Source organism: Escherichia sp. E4742, assembly GCF_005843885.1.
Lineage (GTDB): Bacteria > Pseudomonadota > Gammaproteobacteria > Enterobacterales > Enterobacteriaceae > Escherichia.
In genome coordinates this window covers 994,432-1,014,296 of sequence record NZ_CP040443.1, presented here as the reverse complement: position 1 = coordinate 1,014,296, position 19,865 = coordinate 994,432, and the positions used below count along the sequence as shown (strand labels likewise).

General features: G+C 52.4%; 12 protein-coding genes and 4 pseudogenes. 14 read left to right on the top strand and 2 right to left on the bottom strand.

Translation table 11 applies throughout. The features are described 5' to 3' along the window. Nucleotides 1-1,044 carry an anaerobic sulfite reductase subunit AsrA gene (gene asrA, locus FEM44_RS04810; protein WP_135524161.1) on the bottom strand — a complete coding sequence of 348 codons (1,044 nt, stop codon included), beginning with the start codon at nucleotides 1,042-1,044 and terminating at the stop codon, nucleotides 1-3. A gap of 398 nt (nucleotides 1,045-1,442) precedes the next feature. On the opposite strand from asrA, the gene FEM44_RS04805 reads away from it, so the two are divergent. Both FEM44_RS04805 and FEM44_RS04800 read left to right on the top strand, forming a co-directional pair. Next, a complete protein-coding gene (locus tag FEM44_RS04805; protein WP_135524162.1) occupies nucleotides 1,443-2,066 on the top strand; it encodes a DNA-binding protein in 624 nt (207 codons plus the stop codon). Between the two features lie 89 nt (nucleotides 2,067-2,155). Next, nucleotides 2,156-2,389, top strand: a complete 234-nt coding sequence (locus FEM44_RS04800; RefSeq protein ID WP_135521050.1) for a hypothetical protein — start codon at nucleotides 2,156-2,158, stop codon at nucleotides 2,387-2,389. 16 nt (nucleotides 2,390-2,405) lie between these two features. On the opposite strand, the gene FEM44_RS04795 is transcribed toward FEM44_RS04800, so the two are convergent. After that, nucleotides 2,406-2,633 (bottom strand): DUF4222 domain-containing protein, encoded by a 228-nt coding sequence (locus FEM44_RS04795; RefSeq protein WP_135521033.1) that lies wholly within the window; start codon nucleotides 2,631-2,633, stop codon nucleotides 2,406-2,408. A 675-nt stretch (nucleotides 2,634-3,308) separates the two neighbouring features. On the opposite strand from FEM44_RS04795, the pseudogene FEM44_RS25405 reads away from it, so the two are divergent. From FEM44_RS25405 to FEM44_RS04745, 12 genes and pseudogenes are all read left to right on the top strand, one after another. Next, nucleotides 3,309-3,899: pseudogene (locus FEM44_RS25405) on the top strand (POTRA domain-containing protein); the annotation flags it as partial. After that, on the top strand, nucleotides 3,882-4,961 hold the full coding sequence (locus tag FEM44_RS04790; protein ID WP_240726772.1) for a ShlB/FhaC/HecB family hemolysin secretion/activation protein: 1,080 nt from the start codon (nucleotides 3,882-3,884) through the stop codon (nucleotides 4,959-4,961). The pseudogene FEM44_RS25405 and the gene FEM44_RS04790, both read left to right, overlap by 18 nt. A gap of 9 nt (nucleotides 4,962-4,970) precedes the next feature. Beyond that, nucleotides 4,971-5,498 (top strand): toxin-activating lysine-acyltransferase, encoded by a 528-nt coding sequence (locus FEM44_RS04785; protein ID WP_135521035.1) that lies wholly within the window; start codon nucleotides 4,971-4,973, stop codon nucleotides 5,496-5,498. Nucleotides 5,499-5,513: 15 nt separating this feature from the next. After that, nucleotides 5,514-6,698: pseudogene (locus FEM44_RS25965) on the top strand (two-partner secretion domain-containing protein); the annotation flags it as partial. A gap of 123 nt (nucleotides 6,699-6,821) precedes the next feature. Beyond that, nucleotides 6,822-7,187 (top strand): annotated as a pseudogene (locus FEM44_RS25960) (hypothetical protein); the annotation flags it as partial. Nucleotides 7,188-7,352: 165 nt separating this feature from the next. Further along, the gene (locus FEM44_RS04780) at nucleotides 7,353-13,535 is read left to right on the top strand and encodes a hemagglutinin repeat-containing protein (RefSeq protein ID WP_441316612.1); all 6,183 of its coding nucleotides are present in this window, start codon (nucleotides 7,353-7,355) and stop codon (nucleotides 13,533-13,535) included. Then, nucleotides 13,532-14,449, top strand: a complete 918-nt coding sequence (locus FEM44_RS25955; protein ID WP_441316610.1) for a VENN motif pre-toxin domain-containing protein — start codon at nucleotides 13,532-13,534, stop codon at nucleotides 14,447-14,449. The genes FEM44_RS04780 and FEM44_RS25955 overlap by 4 nt, the downstream gene beginning before the upstream one ends. Nucleotides 14,450-14,709: 260 nt before the next feature. Then, nucleotides 14,710-14,970 (top strand): annotated as a pseudogene (locus FEM44_RS04770) (VENN motif pre-toxin domain-containing protein); the annotation flags it as partial. 381 nt (nucleotides 14,971-15,351) lie between these two features. After that, complete coding sequence (locus FEM44_RS04765; RefSeq protein ID WP_240726774.1) at nucleotides 15,352-15,816, top strand: hypothetical protein; 465 nt, start codon at nucleotides 15,352-15,354, stop codon at nucleotides 15,814-15,816. Nucleotides 15,817-15,837: 21 nt separating this feature from the next. Then, nucleotides 15,838-16,254: a hypothetical protein gene (locus tag FEM44_RS04760; protein WP_240726775.1), complete on the top strand. Its 417-nt coding sequence runs from the start codon at nucleotides 15,838-15,840 to the stop codon at nucleotides 16,252-16,254. A gap of 495 nt (nucleotides 16,255-16,749) precedes the next feature. Continuing rightward, on the top strand, nucleotides 16,750-18,264 hold the full coding sequence (locus FEM44_RS04750) for a UvrD-helicase domain-containing protein (protein WP_135521055.1): 1,515 nt from the start codon (nucleotides 16,750-16,752) through the stop codon (nucleotides 18,262-18,264). Beyond that, on the top strand, nucleotides 18,257-19,822 hold the full coding sequence (locus tag FEM44_RS04745) for a TraI domain-containing protein (RefSeq protein ID WP_138158876.1): 1,566 nt from the start codon (nucleotides 18,257-18,259) through the stop codon (nucleotides 19,820-19,822). The genes FEM44_RS04750 and FEM44_RS04745 overlap by 8 nt, the downstream gene beginning before the upstream one ends. The last annotated feature ends 43 nt before the right edge of the window (nucleotides 19,823-19,865 follow it).

The window sequence follows — 19,865 nt, the reverse complement described above, 5'->3', positions numbered from 1 at the left end:
TTATGCCTCCCCGGAGAGTGCCTGCCGGATAGCGGCAGTCATTTTATTGATAATACGCGAGAATTTAATGTACTGAGGGCAACGGTCATCGCAGCGTCCGCAGCCCACGCACATATGCTCAGCACCATTGCGGGCTTTGTAATCATTGACTTTATGAAGTGCACGGTAACGTAAACGTTCTCCCGCAGACTGGCGAAAACTGTGCCCGCCGGCCATATCGCTGAAGCCAGGTACCATACAGCTGGCCCACTGGCGGCGGCGTTCACCGCGCTGAGGATTTTCGTCATAGGCCACATCAAAAACGCTGTAGCAGGTACAGGTCGGACAACCGGTTGTGCACCGCCCGCATCCAATACAGCGGCTGTTGTATTCATCCCAGAGCGGATGATTAATAAGGGTATCGCGGACTGTCTGAGGGGAATAACCGAGACTTTCAGGGAGGGTAACCTGTTCCTGGTTTTCGGTAACGAAGACAGGCTCATATTCCGTGCTCTGCCCCATTCCCTGTAAGGCTTCTTCAAAAAAAGCATCCCTGATAAAAACACTGGCACCGTCGTTACTGAAACGCATTGCTGCACTGTAATTATCGGTTTTGTTGCTCCCCATGGAGACACAGAAGCAGTTTTCAAAACTTTGCGGACACTCAATCAGAACAAAGCGAATATGGTCGCGCAGTCGCTGATAACTGTAATCAGAATTATTCCCGTTTGATAAATACATATAATCCAGCCGCGACATGGCATTGATGTCACAGGCACGGGCAAATATCAGTACTGGTGTGGTATCCGTCTCTGCAATCTGGATTGTGTCTTTATTAAAATAAAAGAGCGTTTCTGTTATCGGTGAAATAACCGTATTGGGTGACATGTGGGATTTCGCCTGCCAGACCAGGTCATCCCATCCCCGGATTTGCTGATAAATAATGTTATCCGTATCAGCAAAACGCCCGCCGCGAAATTCGGCAGAAGGTGCCAGGACGCGCCATTGTGTGCTCAGCCGCCGTATTAACAGACTGAACTCTTCAGGCGTGATTTTAACCGCCATCACACACTCCATTACCTGTCAGTGAAGGTTATATTTGAGAAAATAACGATGCTGTTTTTACGTTAACGCTGAAGCGTTAACAGTAACAACGGAAAAAACAGATTTTTGTTATCGCTATAATGAATAAGTGGTGCTTTAAGTACTCATATGGGATAACGCTGCAGGACGATGTCCACCGGAACAACAAATACTGTTTCGTTCACGCATGCAGTACGGTGACGGGAACACATGACAGCATGAAATATGCTGAAAATAAGGTGGCAACAGTGAGCGATTAACGAAGATAATGGCAGTGCAGAAGCAGACAGGAGTATCTGACCGGGCGATTTGTGCTTTCCCTGTTCATCAGCGATTGATAAAGTTGCGCCAGCTGATTTTTATACGGAATTCTTTTCAGGATGTGTACGCGAATTGACTATCTGGTGAATAAATACTGTTTTACGGAAGTGAATGAATCGCCCCGTCTTCGCCTGCAGTGGCAGGATGTCCTGGAGGAGTGTCGGCAGACAGAGGCCGGGCCAGAAGAGCGACTGCGTATTGCACTGCTGAATGTGGATTATGTCACCAGTTTTGAACTGCCTTTTCGCTTACTGCTTACCCGGACACCACAACTGATTGACGGACTGCGTAAAGAATGGGACATCAGTCAGAAAAATGTGGTGTTTAACGATAAACGGTTTGGTTGCGTGTACAGCCTGAAGGCCAGTCTTTCCGGTGTGCCGGATACATACCGGTATCGACTGTCTCACCGTATTCGCCGGGGAGTTGCGAATGAAAATACATCATCACCCTATCAGCAGGTTGCCCGGGAAGTGAAAGCTCCCCGCGAACGGCTTAAGTATGCACTGGAGGTGGGCTTACTGGTGACGGCGCTGGACGGTCTGTTCTGGTTTGGCAGTCAGCGTATTGCGGCTGATGTCCTGAGGCTGAGAAAGGCCGGAATGCCGGTGGTGACTACGACCGTGGAGGTGCACGATAACCTGACGGGAACAACCCGCAAAGTACCGGCATATCATCTCTGATACGACCGGAAATATTGCTCTGGCTGCGGTAGGGCGACATTCTTTATACTCTATTCCCGTGCCTGAAAAAATGTACAAAGGAAACGGGAATGGCAAGGTCCGATTACGATATTATCAATCTGTCTCTGGAACATGAACTGAATGAGTGGCTGGCAGAGAGAGGTTATGCCGGACTGGCGGATAACCGGAACCGCTTGGCAGAGGTGGTTACCCGGAAATTGCAGGACAGCTTTTATGTGAACGTTTCCTGGGATGCGCTGAACACGGCATACAGTGAACACCCGGAGTGGTTTTCAGGGCTTGTCTCCGGGGATGAGAATTAAAAGGCTGATTATGCTGCTATCGGGCAGTGCAGTTGCCTGCAGAGGTTCCGGTCTGTTCTGTTTCTTCCCGGGGCTCAGGTTTGAATTTTCCCAGAAAGTTGTACATTGGCCGCATGCAGGGGGGCGGATAACCCTCCCGCATCAAAACCACCCGGGCTTCCTCAACACTGGTCACGGTGACAAGCGCACCATGATCATCTCTGTATCGCTGATTGATTTTCGGTAATGGAACATCTTCTGACATAGATTTCAGAACGGTAACGGTTAACTAAAATTTCATGTGGTATCGCTGAATCAGAAGACGGCGCTTCCTGATGTGTGCTGTTAATTTGCTGTTTTTACGAAGCATTTTCCCCTTCTTTCTGTGTATTTTATTGCGCTCCTCCTTTCATGTCCTTCCCATATCCTGAAACTCACTTAAATACTGCTGAATCGTTGCATATCGAAATTTTCAATGACTGAAGTCAAAAAATGACATTTCTTGTGCTAACCAACTGTATTAAAAGCATTCAATGGGATAATTTCCTGCATTTTTCCATTAACTATGGTTATAAGTTTTGAGTTGTTCTGATTTTTCGATATAAAACAGAATAAAGATCTGTTCATTTGCGTTATTACGATCGATAAATCTGTCATATTGCTGTCATTCAGATCATTATTCTATAATGATCAAAATTAAGTCAATTCTGAACTGATTTGTTACTCAGCATTCTGGTACCGGTTGATGCGGGTAAATACCGGAAGGGCGGTAGCGTGCCATCGCAAAACATGGTGAGAGGTATCGTCAGGAGGCTGGTGATTGTTGGTATGGCATGAATAAAAGGTTTTTCGTTTGACTGGAAAATTATGTTGCAGGAACGAGAGGGCTGAGGAACAAAGCTTATCCCGGCGCTGTCCGTCCTTGCTGTCACTGACACTGATGTCTGTTTTATTATCGCCTTTATCTCTTCAGGCAGCGGATGTCCGGCGTAGCGGAGATGAAGCATTTATCATTCAGCAGCAACGTCAGGAAGCCCTTGAGCAACAACTGACGCCTTCGGCCCCTGATGTTCGCCTTTCTGCACCTGGCTCTTTTGCCCGTAAGATTAATTTTCCTGTTGAAACGCCCTGTTTTCAGATTAAACAGACAGAACTGGAGGGGGCTGATGCGTTACCACACTGGTTGCCTTTACAAAAAATCGCCAACGGGGCGGTCGGGCATTGCATGGGGGCGAAAGGAATTAATCTGCTGATGAGTACATTGCAGAACCGTCTGGTCGATCATGGTTATGTCACCACCCGGGTTCTGGCACCTTCGCAGGATTTAAAAAGCGGTATCCTCCGGCTGGTTATTATTCCCGGTGTTGTGCGGCATGTGCGTCTGACACCGGACAGTGATGACTATATTCAGTTGTATTCCTCATTCCCGGCACACGAAGGCTCTCTGCTGGATTTACGGGACATTGAGCAGGGGCTGGAGAATATGCAACGACTGCCGGGTGTGCAGGCTGATATGGAAATTGTACCCGGTGAGCAGCCAGGGGAAAGTGACATTCTTATTACCCGCAAACAGGACAAATACTGGCGACTGGGGTTTTCGCTTGATGATTCAGGTACCCGCAACACAGGGCGTTATCTCGGTGGTATAACATTTTCTCTGGATAATCCTTTTTCCCTGAGTGATCTGCTGTATGTTTCTGCCACCCATAATTTTCCACATTACGGGGGTAAGGGCAGTAAAAACTACACGGCCCATTACTCTGTGCCTTTCGGCTACTGGCAGTTTTCCGTCACCGCCAGTGATTACGATTACCATCAGACGGTAGCTGGTGCGGTTGAGGATTACCAGTACAGTGGCGAGAGTCAGAATCTGGGCATGCAGCTGAGCCGGGTACTGCACCGTAACGGGACGCAGAAAACGGTGCTGACTTACGATGTTCAGGCCCGCAGGTCGCGTAACTACATTAATGATACGGAAATCCAGGTACAGCGCCGGCAGACGGCGGCCTGGCGACTTGGGCTGCAGCACCGTCATTATATTTCTCAGGCCACACTGGATGCTGGTGTCAGCTGGCAACGGGGAACCCGCTGGTTTGGTGCACAGCCGGCACCGGAGGAAATCTTCGGTGAGGCAACGGCGCTCAGTAAGATCCTGCAGATGAATGCGTCCTTTAATCTGCCCTTTACACTGGCAGAGCAGCCCTTCAGTTATTCCTTCCGGTATCAGCGTCAGCTGAGCAATACCCCGCTGACTCCACAGGAACAGTTTGCCATCGGTAACCGCTGGACGGTTCGTGGTTTTGACGGGGAGCGAACGCTGAATGCCAGTAACGGCTGGTATATCCGCAACGACCTGGCCTGGCGTACGCCACTGCCGGAGCAGGAGTTATATCTGGGAATGGATTACGGCGAGGTGGGGGGAGCCGGCAGTGAATACCTGGTGGGACGTCATCTGGCCGGTGGTGTTGTGGGGCTGAGGGGGCAACTGTTCAGTACGGATTATGACGTTTTCATCGGTCGTCCGTTTTCAAAACCGGCGGGTTTTATGACGAGTGATGTGACAGCCGGTTTTAATCTGTTCCGGGATTTCTGAGAAAATTTCATGCGTAACGGGAAATATGACGTTCTGAGTCCCCTGTATTCCGGTGAGCCGGTCAATGAGGCGGAAGTCCTGGGGGCGGCCGTGTGGCTGTGGATGTACTCCCCCCTGCATCGTGATGCGCCATTGCATACCCTGCCGGACCTGCTGCTGCCGGTGATTAAGCACCGACAGTATGTGATAACAACAGAGCAGGGGCGACCTGTTTTCTTCATGAGCTGGGCCTGGCTCAGCCAGGAGGCAGAGGCGCGTTATCTTACGCAGCCGGCAATTCTTATGCCTCAGTCGGACTGGAACAGTGGCGACCGGATGTGGGTCTGTGACTGGGTTGCCCCTTTTGGACATACCCCGGATATGAGTCGTCTTGTCCGGCAGGATATTTTTCCCCGTCAGTGCTGGCGTTCGTTATATCACCGGGGACATGAAACCGGGTTACGGGTGATGAATTTCCGGGGTGCACAGGTCAGTCGTGAAGAGGTGCGCCAGTGGCGTGTGCAGCACCCGCTTGCTGTGGATGTGCCGGAGAGATAAGTCAGGTTTATCAGAATGAACAGAAATTGTTACCGCATTATTTTTAACAAAGCCCGGGGAATGCTGATGGTGGTGGCAGATATTGCCCGTTCCGGTCGCGCCGGTACATCACTGTCCTCCCGCACAGGATATCCACACAGGCAACGTATCTGCCGTGTCACGCCGCTTGCATTCTCTTTGTGGCTGGCTTCGGGGATGGTGCATTCTGTCAGTGCTGCAGGCATTGTCGCAGACCATGGCGCACCGGGGCATCAGCAACCCACGATTACGCAGACGGCCAGCGGCATTCCGCAGGTGAATATTCAGACGCCTTCTGCCGGCGGGGTTTCACATAATACATACGGCCAGTTCGACGTCGGTAACCAGGGCGTCATTCTGAATAATGCCCATAACAATGTGCAGACTCAACTGGGTGGCATGGTGGCCGGGAACCCGTGGCTGGCGAAGGGAGAGGCCAGAATCATTCTTAATGAAGTGAACAGTCGCAATCCCAGCCAGTTGAACGGTTTTGTTGAGGTTGCCGGGAAAAAGGCGCTGGTGGTGATTGCGAACCCGGCCGGCATCAGTTGCGACGGGTGCGGTTTTATTAATGCGAACCGGGCCACGCTGACCACGGGGCAGCCGCAGATGAAAAACGGCAGTCTGACCGGATTCAGTGTTGAACGTGGTGAGATTCAGGTTACGGGCAAAGGTATGGATGCTTCGCGCACGGATTATACCGATATCATTGCCCGGTCTGTGAAGATTAATGCGGGTATCTGGGCGCAGGATCTGAAAGTGACCACAGGACGTAACAATGTGGATATCGCGCACGGGCAGATTGAGAAAAAGACCGGTGATGTCTCTTCACAGCCTCAGATGGCACTGGATGTGGCCAGTCTTGGCGGAATGTATGCCGGAAAAATTCGCCTTGTCGGTACGGAAACGGGGGTGGGTGTTCGTAACGCCGGTCATATTGGTGCGCAGGCAGGGGCGGTTACCCTGACGGCTGACGGACGTATTGAAAACAGTGGCAGTATCAGTGCGAAAACGGATGTGCATCTGGCGACAACCCGGGAGCTGCATAACAGTGGTTCTGTTTATGCGGGGCAGGATACGCAGATACAGAGTGATGGTGTCTTCACCCATACAGGCTCTGTGGCATCACGTCGCAACACCCGGATTCAGACAGCGCGTCTGACCGGCGGTGAGCGGAGTCTGCTGGCCGCCGGGGTGAAAGATGACGGACGTCTGGCGGCAGCGGGCAACCTGACTGTCAGTACCACCGGCGAACTGGCGGCACACGGACAGGTTCTGTCCGGTGGGGACATGCAACTGAAGGGGCAGGGGCTGGATTTAAGCAACAGCCGGATACAGGGACAACATACTGAGCTGGATGCAACCAGTGGAAATCTGTCCACACAGAATGCGCAACTGAGTGCCGGTACGCTTTCCGCCCGGACTGCCGGGCAGTTCAGCAATAATGACGGCACGATAAATGCCGACACACTGCAGATATCAGCACAGAGCCTGTCAAACCACAGGGGTAAACTGATTCAGACGGGAACAGGGGATTTTTCACTGAACCTGCCGGGAGGTGTGGATAACCGGGAAGGGCTGCTTGCGGCAAATGGCGCGGTGCGCCTGGATGCACTGAGCCTTGATAATCGCAAGGGGAAAGTGCAGGCGGCGCAGTCAGGTAGTCTGCAGGTGAGGACAACCGGCGCCGTGGATAACCAGCAGGGAAGTCTGATTGCCAGCCGTGACATCCTGATTAATACACAGGCGCTGAATAACGACAACGGACTGATTTCAGCTGCTGCCGGAACGGGCAGGATAAAAACACAGCAGGCTGTCAGCAATACTGAGGGACGAATGGAGTCCGCCGGCAGGCTGGATATTTCGGCAGGGAGTCTGAATAACCACCAGGGTACGGTGGTGTCTGACGGGCTGTCTGTGACGCTGGATGGTGCGCTGGATAATACGTCCGGCAGACTGCTTTCACAGAAAACGCTGTCTGTGTCAGGCAGCGAACTGGTCTCTGATGATGGTCTGATTCAGTCCGGCAGTGACATGACGCTGGATGTACAGAACGGGGTTCTCAGTAACCGGAACACGAAAACACGGGGTGGTATCAGCAGCGCCGGTACCCTGACAGTGCGGGCCGGTATGCTGAATAACCAGCAGGGATTTATGGCGGGTCAGAAGGATATGACCCTGAACACCGGAACGCTCGATAACCGTCAGGGCGTGCTGGGGAGTAAGGCGTCATTGCAGATATCGTCAGGTACGCTGATGAACCAGAAAGGCGCACTGAAGGCCGGGACGGATATGTTGCTGAGTGGTGGTGATGTCAGTAATCAGGAAGGGACGCTTGCCGCCGGCAGAGACCTGAATGCGCACCTGAATGTGCTGGAAAATCAGCAGGGGACGGTGGTCAGCAACGGTAACAGCAGGCTGGATGTCACCCGCTCTGATAATCAGGGTGGCAGACTGGTGGCACAGCAGTCACTGACCCTTTCCTCGACGGATATCATCAACGATGCCGGCGGCCTGATACAGAGCGGTGCATCGCTGAATCTCCGTGCTGACACACTGAGTAACCGTAACAGTGGTGACCGGGGCGGTGTTATCAGTCAGGGGCCGATGACGCTGAATGCCGGCACACTGGACAGCACTGCCGGTGTGCTTTTGTCGGGAGATGCTCTGTCCCTGACTGCAGGCGTGGTTAACAATACATCCGGTCAGGTGGTGGCAAACGGTCTGCTCGGCTGGAACAGCCAGGCGCTGAACAATCAGTCAGGTCTTATTCAGGGGAAAGGCATCAGCATTAATACCGCAGGCCAGACGCTGGATAACAGAGGCGGTACGCTGAACAGCCTGCAGGAACTGACTGTCAGTACCGGAGCAATGGATAACCGGGGTGGGACCGTGGGGACGAAAACGACAGCTGACCTGAGCACCACCTCGCTGGATAACCGTGAGGGTGGCCGGCTGGTCAGTGAAGGTGAACTCCGTCTGCATACGGGAGGCCTGCAGAACAGCCATGGACAGATACAGTCTGTGGGCGACATTCTGTTCGACAGTGTACGGGGCGTTGTGGACAACGTCTCTGGTCTGATTCGCAGTGGTTCTGCCATTACGCTGAACGCCCTGCAGTTTATCAATCGCCACACGCAGAATACCGGCCAGGGGCTGGAAGCGCAGACAATACACATCACGACGCAGGACCTTGATAACCTGGAGGGCAGTATTCTGGCAGACAGGGCGCTTACGGTTATGGCAGACAGGACGCTCAGTAATAATGATGGCGTGCTCTCTTCCGGCGCGACATTGTCTGTCAGTGGCCGTCAGCTGACGTTTTCGAACCGTGACGGCGTGGTTAAGGCCGGGCAGTCAGTATCTGTGGATGCCGGTCAGCTCGGTGGTGACGGGAAACTGCTTTCGCTGGGCGATATGACGCTGAAAAGTAACACAACGTTCAGCAACAGTGGTCAGACTATTGCGAACGGAAACCTTACGCTTTCCGTTAATGGCGATGTCTCTAATACCGGCAGCCTGCTGGCAGGCAGCCGGCTTGACCTGAACAGCATCCGCCTTGAAAACACAGAGAAAGGTGAAATCAGTGCCGGGCAGACCTGGCTTAACGTGACGGACACACTGCTGAACCGTGGGCTGATTGACGGGAAATATACGCATCTTCAGGCGAACACCCTGACGAATTCCGGTACCGGGCGAATCTACGGCGATGCTGTTGGTGTCAGTGCTGCCACATTTAATAATCTGGAAGAAAATGGCGTGGCGGCGACGCTGGCCGGGCGTGAGCGTGTGGACTTAGGGGTACAGACCCTGAATAACCGGACGCACAGCCTGATTTACAGTGCAGGTGATATGCATACTGGTGGCATGCTGGATGCGAATGGTGCCGCCACGGGGAAAGCCGGTGTACTGAATAATCACAGTGCCACTATTGAAGCCGCCGGATATCTGGTACTGAGTGCCGGACAAATCAATAACGTCAATGACCATTTCACCACGGAGCGCGTGGTGGTTTCCACGGAAAAGGTGACTGAGTATCAGCTCAGCGGCTCAGATAAACGCTGGAGCGCCGGTGAACCGGGCGTTTATGTGGATAACGATTCCAGTAACTCACTGAAAAAACTGCATACACCGGAAGGCGCCAGAGATAAATTCACGCAGTATGATTACACCCGTACCGTGGAAGAAACCCGGGTAAAAGAATCCGACCCGGGGAAAATTCTGTCCGGTGCCGGCATGACGATTGTGGCAGACAAACTGCTTAATGATAAGAGTCAGGTTGTTGCAGGTGGCCTGCTGGATATGCAGGCCGGTGATGTGGAAAACGTCAGTGTCAGCGGAGAGCGCCATGTTACGGACTCAGGAACATCCACGTATTATTACCGTATCAGGAAAAAAGGAAAGGATAAGCAGGGGGAGAAAACCTCTCAGTACACTCCGCCCACTGTAATTCAGACCATCACGCTGAAGCCGGGAGAGCTCACCAGCCACGGACAGGTTCAGGGCAGCCAGGTCACGCTTTCTCCCCTGAAGCCACAGGGAACGGATGTACAGACAGGACTGACCGGAAATGTGGATGCGACAGTAGCCGCTACTGACCAGATACCGCTTCGCCCGGTGGTGTCAGCCGGTGAACCGGTCATTCTGTTGCCGGGGCAGCAGTTTGAAGTCAGCGCACCTCAGGGCAGTATCCATGTTGCCGGGCCGGATACCCGTCTGCCGGACAGCAGCCTGTTTAAAACAAATCCGGCAGTGAATGTGCCATATCTGGTTGAAACGGACCCGCGTTTTACGAACCAGAAGACGTGGCTGGGCAGTGATTACATGCAGAAGGCGTTTTCTCAGAACGGGGATAACATGCTCAAACGCCTGGGTGACGGCTTTTACGAACAGCGTCTGATTCGTGAGCAGGTTGTCGCTCTGACCGGGCAACGGTACCTGGACGGATACAGTAATGATGAAGAGCAGTTTAAGGCGTTAATGGATGCGGGTATTGCATTTGGTAAGCAATACAACCTGACACCAGGTGTGGCGCTGACTGCTGAGCAGATGGCGTTACTGACCGGTGATATTGTCTGGCTGGTTAACACCACGGTGACGCTGCCGGACGGCAGCACGCAGACGGTTCAGGTACCTCAGGTGTATGCCCGTGTAAAACCCGGTGATGTGAACAGTGCCGGTGCGCTGATTGCCGGCAGGGACATGGTGATGAAGCTGGATGGTGACCTGTTTAACAGCGGTAAACTGGCCGGGAAGCAGACCGTGCAGCTCAGTGCAGAAAACATTCACAACCAGGCCGGCACCATTCAGGGAGCAAATGTCAGCCTGATGGCCCGGACGGATATTAACAGTACCGGCGGGCTGCTGCAGGCCACGGACAGCCTGCTGGCGATGGCCGGACGGGATATCAGTCTGACCACCACCACCCGTACGGCACAGAGTGACGCCGGACAGAACCATTTTGAACGTACCAGCATCGACAGTGTGGCTGGCGTATATGTGCAGAATGACCAGGGCAGACTGGTGCTGCAGGCCGGACGGGATATGAATCTGACGGCAGCAACGGTGGTGAATCAGGGTAAGGACAGCCTGACGCAACTCAGTGCGGGCAGGGATATGACGCTTTCCACAGTGACCACATCCGCGCAGGACCATATTACCTGGGATAAAAATAATCGTCTGTCGCAGGGCGTCACACAGAGTACGGGCAGCACGCTTGCCGGTAACGGTGATGTCACGCTGACCGCCGGACGGGATATGACGTCACAGGCGGCATCGCTGTCAGCTCAGAAAGGCCTGGCCCTGATGGCGGGTCATGACGTGACGCTGACCGGCGCACAGAATACCCGCTCGCTGGATGAATACCATAAAGTGACCGGCAGCAGCGGGATGTTATCGAAAACCACCACAACCACGCATGATGTCACTGACCGCCGGACCATGACGGGCAGTGAACTGAACGGGGATACGGTCAGTATCGGCGCCGGACATAATCTGAACGTCACGGGCAGCAGTGTGGTCGGGGATAACCGTGTCTCCCTGGCTGCCGGAAATAACCTGAGTATAGGAACGTTGACAGAAAGCAACCGTGATACACACCTGAAACAGGAGAAAAAATCCGGGCTGATGAGCTCCGGAGGTGTGGGATTCAGCATGGGCAGCCAGAGTCTGAAAGTCACGGACGCCGCAACAGACACCACACAGAAAGGCAGCACGGTGGGGAGTGTTCACGGTGATGTTTCCCTTCAGGCAGGTAACCGGTTGACCGTCAACGGCTCTGACCTGATTGCCGGCAGGGACATGGCACTCAGCGGTAAGGAGGTCAGCATTACCGCCGCCACAGACCAGCATGTACAGACACATACGGTGGAGCAGAAAACCTCCGGTCTGACGCTTGCCCTGTCCGGCACAGCGGGCAGCGCCCTGAATACGACGGTGGAGACCGTACAGGCGGCGAAATCTGCCGGAAACAGCCGGCTTGAAGCCCTGCAGGGGGTGAAGGCCGCGCTCTCGGGGGCTCAGGCCGTGCAGGCCGGACGACTGGCAGAAGCACAGGGAGCCAATGCCAGAAAGAATAACACCGTGGGTATCAGCCTCTCTTACGGCAGTCAGTCTTCGAAATCAGAACAGCAGTCAGAGCAGACGGTGGCGAAGGGCAGTACACTGACCGCAGGTAATAATCTCAGTATTCAGGCCACCGGCTCCGGCGTGAAGGGCGTGGATGGTGACCTGACGATACAGGGCGGTCAGATAAAGGCCGGGAACAACGTTCTGCTGCAGGCAAACCGTGACGTGAATCTGGTATCAGCAGAAAACACGTCAAAGCTGGAAGGAAAGAACACATCCAGTGGTGGCAGCGTGGGTGTCGGTGTTGGTGTGGGCTCCGGAGGGCCTGGTATCAGTGTTTCAGCCAGCGCAAACCAGGGTAAGGGCAGTGAAAAAGGCAACGGTACCACCCATACAGAAACCACGGTGGATGCGGGAAAACAGCTGACCATTATCAGCGGGCGGGACACCACGCTTACCGGCGCGCAGGCTGGCGGTGAAACGGTGAAAGTGGATGCCGGTCGCCATCTGACACTGACCAGTGAGCAGGACAGTGACCGTTATGACAGTAAACAGCAGAATGCCAGCGCCGGAGGCAGCTTCACTTTCGGGTCCATGAGCGGTTCGGCGAGTGTGAACCTCAGCCGGGATAAAATGCACAGTAACTACGACAGTGTACAGGAGCAGACGGGGATTTTTGCCGGCAGGGGCGGGTTTGATGTCACTACCGGACAGCATACGCAACTGAACGGTGCGGTGATTGCGTCCACGGCAACGGCAGATAAAAACCGGCTGGATACCGGCACACTGAGCTTCAGTGACATTGAAAACCGGGCCGACTTTAAAACGGAACATCAGAGTGCAGGGCTCAGTACCGGTGGCAGTGTTGCCGGAAATTTCCTGGGGAACATGGCAAACAATCTGCTGGTCGGTGCAAATCATGAAGGCCATGCGGACAGTACCACGCAGTCGGCAGTGTCTGCCGGGAACATCACCATCCGGGATACGCAGAGCCAGAAACAGGATGTGGCAGACCTGAACCGTGACGCAGCACATGCAAATCAGACGCTGTCCCCCATCTTTGACAGGGAAAAAGAGCAGCAGCGATTGCAGCAGGCGCAACTCATTGGTGAGATTGGTAACCAGGTGGCAGATATTGCCAGAACGGAAGGACAGATAGCCGGTGAGAAAGCGAAGCGGGACCCGGCAGCACTGAATCAGGCCCGCGCAGAACTTGAAGCAGCAGGAAAACCGTTTACGGAACAGGATGTGGCACAGCGGGCCTACAATAACGGTATGGCGGCCTCAGGTTTTGGAACGGGAGGCAAATACCAGCAGGCGATACAGGCCGCAACGGCAGCGGTACAGGGACTGGCCGGCGGTAATCTGAGTGCAGCCCTGGCAGGTGGTGCAGCGCCGTATCTGGCTGAAGTGGTGAAAACCATGACCACAGACCCGGTTACGGGGAGGTGAATAAGGCTGCAAATGTGGCTGCTCATGCCGTGGTGAATGCTGCACTGGCGGTGGCACAGGGTAATAACGCCCTTGCCGGTGCCGCAGGTGCAGCCACCGGTGAAGTGGTTGGGATAATAGCCACACAGATGTACGGTAAGCCGGTGAGTGAACTGAGCGAGACAGAGAAACAGACGGTCTCAACACTGGCAACGGTTGCTGCCGGTCTGGCCGGTGGTCTGGTGGGAGACTCGGAGGCTTCAGCGGTAGCCGGCGCACAGTCAGGTAAGACGACAGTTGAGAATAATTTACTTGGCGGTAGTGAAGATACTCAGGCTGCGTGGATACGCCAGCATGGTATCGACATGGCGACATGTGCTGATAACCCTTCCGGTGCCGCCTGCCAGAAAGCAATGAATGAGCGGGATGCTGTAGGGCTGGCTCTGGCAACAGGTACAGTGGCACTACTCCCCGGTAGCGCTCAGGCAATGTGGGGACTGGGAGCAAGTGCGAATGCTGGTATCAGTTATCTGGCTGATGGTACTGTAGATCCGGCAAACGCAGCCATTGCAGGCTGGGTGAATGTGTTCAGCATGGGTAATGGCCTAGTGGGAACTGTGGGCTGGAATGCGGCAGGTGGTGCGCTGGGTAACTGGATTGACAATAAAGATCCGCTGTCGGGTGCACTAATCAATGGGGCTGGTTCGGGGATTGGATATGGCGTAGGAAAAATTATCCAACGCCCATTAGAAAATGTAATTAATCCTGGCTGGAAAAACTGGGAGTGGATTGATATAGGTAAGGGGGTTAGCAAACCTTTACCACTAAACCCAGCTCCAGAGATTTCTGGGAACATTGGTTCTTCTGTTGGCTCTGAAGGAGCTGGTGTTATTCTTCAGGAGCAAATTAAAGACCAACTGGAGCTGAAAAAATGAAATTAACTCATCTACTGTTGCAGTTCTTTACGTCATTTTTCTTATGGTTTATTAGTATATTTATTACAGCGTTATCAATATTTTTTCTCTTGAGAGTATTTTCCTACTATTTGATTGGAGGCCATTTTTTGTTCTCATCTATTGATGTGGTAAAAGCTTTAAAAATAGGTGGATATTGCTCATTGTTATGCAATGCTGTTAGTTGGTTTCTACATTGGCGTAATAAATAAGTTAATCTGAGAGCAGCTCTGGCAGGTGGTGCTGCACTGGCGGTGGCACAGGGAAATAATGCCCTTGCCGGTGCTGCAGGTGCAGCCACCGGCGAGATGATGGGGATGATAGCCACACAGATGTACGGTAAGCCGGTGAGTGAACTGAGCGAGACAGAGAAGCAGACGGTCTCGACACTGGCAACGGTTGCTGCCGGTCTGGCCGGTGGCCTGGTGGGAGGCTCGGGGGCTTCAGCGATAGCCGGCGCACAGTCAGGTAAGACGACGGTTGAAAATAATGTGCTCAGCTTGCCATCAGTAATGATTAATTATGGTTAGGCGACTGCTTCCTGTAATCAGTATGCTGATGTCAATAATCTCACCTTGGAACAGAGGCTGGCTGGAGTGGATAAATTTACCAAAGGTGGGCTTTACAGATAGTTATTATGAGTCTACCGATATTTAATTGGGTGATCTTGCCGATGCTTAACTAACTAGGAATATTGGGAGGTGTACCATTACGGAATAAGAAGGTTGCAGATAACAATCTATATTGCTTCAGTGATTAATAACTAGTTGTTCGGTTTGATCGCTAAACCTAGTTCGCAAAATTTATTTAAACCGGACTTAATATTTCATGACTATTTGTTGAATAATTGTAAGAGACTAAAAATGATCTCCAAAGATGTTTTGATGAATAAGTTTAAACAGTCTTCTTCTGATGGAAAAGACAGAGAGACGAGGGAGCTTAATGATATCAAAGAGTTTCAGGAAAGTGTACGTACTCTTTTTACCAAATTAGGTTCATGGCTTGAAGACATTCCTGTGACAATTGAAATAAGTCGTAAAAATATTCATGATATTACGACGCAGAAAATAAATTCCTACTCGATGGATTTTATGAAGATCTCAAACGGGAATAAACATCTAGAATTTCGTCCAGAAGCACTTTATCTGATGGGGGCAAAAGGCGAAGTTGAAGTTCGATTTAGTGGTATCCACCGTAATTTGAAATTCAATCTGTATATGCAGGATTCATTTGGGGATGGTAAAAGCGAACCCGGTATTTGGTCACTTGTTGATGGTAACAACCGAGCAGGAAATCGTAGCCCGTTTTCTAAAGAACAGTTTTATTCATTGGTATCAAATCTGGTGTAACAAGGTTAAAGGAAGGGAAAAATGAATCGTTCAGGTAATAACAAGATTAGTGAGATGTCGGTTGTGATGGGGGTATTGCTGCTCGCCGGTTTTACTGTCTGGATCATGAATACGTTTGATGTTCCATTTGCTATTGCCACCGAGAGTGGTTTCAAAATTGCTATCTGGGGGCTGGCGGTAATTGGAGTTGTCATTTGGAATTATTACTCCGATCTTAACGTAATCAAATTCACCGCACCTCTTATGGGCAGTCTATTTTGGTGCAGTCTTTTCCCTATTCTAGATTATCATGCTGGAGTTCGTAAGGACTTTCCTGTTCAGGTGGATATCAGTTGGTATGGGATAGGGTTTTGGCAGTTTGTTATCTTTTTGATTATAAACATAGTTGGATATGGCATTATTTACTACCTACACAGAAGAAATCATAATTATTACTAATTTTCGTAATGATATTACGTGCAAATATGGCAATGTTCCTGCAAATTAATCTTGGCATTGACTTGCCAGGATTAAATGCCCACTGTTGAGTGATGGTGCCCTGATTGTCGCACAGAACCGGGATCGATATGGTTGCTATGCAGACGGACAGCATGGGCAGCAACTGGGGGCGTAGGCCCTGCAGGGCATTATCAGTGAGTGGGACGAACAGGAAACCGATGATGGCTGGACAAACCTGAAAAACGACTGGTTATATTCTAGGACAACAACTGCCAGTGGTAATGCTGTGAAAAGCATCATTGTGTATTACTTCCCCGGCGGTAGGGAAGGTCAGTTGTCCGATATCCGTGGTTATTATGCCTGCCGCTAATCAGTCCGCTGGCTGGTACTTACCGGACAGAATAATTTCCCGACACCGGTAAAGAGTTAATGATGGTGTGCACGTTCTGCAGTGATGCAGAGTGTGCGCACCATTTTTTCTTTACAGGGGCCTGTATGTCACTGACTCCCACCGATGAACAGTCTGCCATTATTCACTGGCAGGGACAGAAGCTGGTTGTGAACGCCTTTGCCGGCACAGGAAAGACCAGTACCCTGGTTCAGTATGCGCTGGCAAACCCCGACAGCAGAATGCTGTATCTGGCTTACAACCGAGCCGTACGTGATGAGGCTGAGCGTAAATTTCCGTTTAATGTAGAGTGCAAAACCTCCCACCAACTGACCTGGTCACGCTTTGGTAAGCATTACCAGAATCGCCTGGTTGCCAGCCTGCGTATCACGGATGTGGCCAGAAAGCTGAACACCCGTCACTGGCTGCTGGTTCGTCTTGCGCTCAGCAGTCTGAATCAGTTTCTGTGCAGTGCTGACAAAGAGGCGGGGCTGCAGCATTTGCCGGATGAGGACGCCCGGGCCGGTACAGATGTCTCAGCCATTCTGCAGGCAGTACAGGTGCTATGGCATGAAATGAGTCGCCCTGATGGCACATTTCCCGTCACGCATGATACCTACCTGAAGCTGTTCCAGTTGTCATCCCCGGACCTGTCCCGGCGCTGGGACACCATTCTGTTTGATGAGGCACAGGACGCCAATCCGGTGACGTCTGCGCTGGTACTCAGTCAGTCCTGCCGGGTAATCCTGATGGGTGACCGTTACCAGCAGATTTACCGCTTTCGTGGTGCCGATGATGCGCTATCTCATCCTGTTCTGAACGATGCAGACCGTCTTTGGCTGACGCAGAGCTTCCGTTTTGGCCCGTCAGTGGCCCGGATGGCGAATCTGCTTTTGCAGCGTGCTGGTGAGACACGGCAGGTGACCGGCAGTGGTGGGGAAGATGAAGTACTGATGAGCCGTACCGGCGCGGATAAACCGGAAGGGCACCAGACGGTACTGAGCCGGACGGTGGCAGGTGTGATATGCACGGCGCTGATGGCCAGTCTGAGCGGCAGGAAGGTGTACTGGGTGGGCGGTATTGAAGGTTACCGGACAGAGGCACTGGAGGACCTGTACTGGTTTTCTGCCGATATGCCGGAAAAGATGCAGTCTGATGCACTGCGGCGGGATTACCGCGATTTTGATGAATACTGCCGGATAGCCAAATCCACCCGGGATGTGGAGATGAATCAGGCCATTCGCCTGCTGGATATCTGTTTCCCGTTGCCGGTGAAACTGAAGCTTCTGCGGGAGCATACCGTCACGTGTGAGAAGGATGCGGATATTACCGTGTCAACGGCTCACCGCAGTAAGGGACTGGAATGGCCGGTGGTGATACTGGATGAGGATTTTGCGGATATCACCGACCCGCTGATGCCGGAAGATGAACGGAGGGACGAAACTAACCTGTTGTACGTTGCGGTCACCCGTGCCCGTAAAACCCTGGTACTGAGCAGTCTGATGTGCCAGCTGGCGGAAGAGGCTGGCAGAGATGAACAAAGCCAGAAAGCAACAGAGACATCACCGTCAGAAAACGGGGAAAACGATGCCGTATACGGGCTGGAGGGTGAAAATGCTTAATCGCCTGAAAAAACTGCTTCCCGGTAACAGCAATACCAGCGGTACTGAGACAACCACCCCGGAAATCGCACGCCAGCCGGAACATCTGCCGGAAGGTTTTTATATACCCCGGACTGCAGAGGAGCTGACGTCCACACCACGCAGGAAACAGTGTCTGAAGCAGTTATGGGAAAACAGCAGTATGCCATCCGACGTGTATCAGCAGTTCTGTCTGGCGCCGGTACAAAAACTCCTGATGGCAGCGCAGAACGTTCCCGCTGCCAGAGACTCCCGGTGGGCAGATGCCAACGGTTTTGGCGACCTGACGCTGCAGTTCACTACCTATGCCGTTCGTCTGGCCAGAGGATATATGTTTCCGCCCGGTGCCACACCGGAAGAGCAGGCCGCACAGTCTGGTGTATGGAATGCCGTGGTGTTCTGGTCGGCACTGTTTTATCACCTGCCACTTCTTGCACACCTGGAGGGGGAACTGGTCAGCGGAAAGTTATGGCAGCCGGGGATGTCATCACCGGATGAAGCATTTCGTTTTCGCTACAGACAGCAACATCTGCAGGGCACAGAGGCTCAGCAACTGGCAGCGGTGATGGCCGGGCAGTTGTTGCCGGAGGGGGCGACAGCCTGGCTGACCACTGTGCCGGGGGCATTACAGAATCTGGCGGGTGCAGTCTGGCATCAGCATCCGGAGATGGCATTGATTCGTTCAGTCCTGAAAACAGCGGCAGAAGAGGTGGAGAGTCCGCTCCTCGCATTGCCGGTGACGGAAGCCGTGACAGCACCTTTGCTCCCGGAACACACTGTGCAGCCTGAAGATAATGTGCCATCTGACAGCCAGCCAGAAACATCAACAGAGGTCAGTGCGCCGGAAATGCCGGCGGCCGTCCCGGAGGTAGGCGAATTTACGCTACAGTCCTTTGTTTCAGGAACCGATGGGGCAGAAGTGGAAGTCCGGGATACGTTGCAGTCTGCAACAGACGTAGAGGAAAAGTCACCGGAGGAGCAGAGCCTCCATGATGATACCGATATGCTGCTGAGCCTGTTTTCTGCTGCAGATGACCATGCTGCAGTAGTGACAGCAGACGGAGAATGCTTACAGGAAACGCAGGTGTTGATTGATAATGATCATTCTCAAAGAAAACATGAGGATGCCTCTATCACATTGATTTCCGGAAGCTCTGCTCCGGAAGCTGTTATTTCAGAAGGAGAGATGTTTATAAACTGGTTAAAAAAAGGAGTGAGGAACGGGGAAATCAGCCTGAACGGAAAAAAAGATAAAATTCATATTGTTGCCGGCTTTGTTTTTTTACCTGTACCGGGAATTTTTTATGAGTTTACGAAAGCAGCAGGCATCCCGGCAGACAAAAAAGATGATATTCAGGCATCGTTTGAACGCCTGAGCATTCATAAGCGGCGGGATAACCGACGCTTTTATTTTGCACATTTGTGCGAAGAGCCTGAAAACAGAAGTCGTTTTAAAACGCTAAAAGGTTATCTGGTAAAAGGCAGGCAGCTCCTGGATGGACAGGAACTACAGGACAGCCGTTATCTCTTTTTTCCATGAAATGCGTTCCGGAGGTGAGCCTTGTTGTTGAACGGATATATTT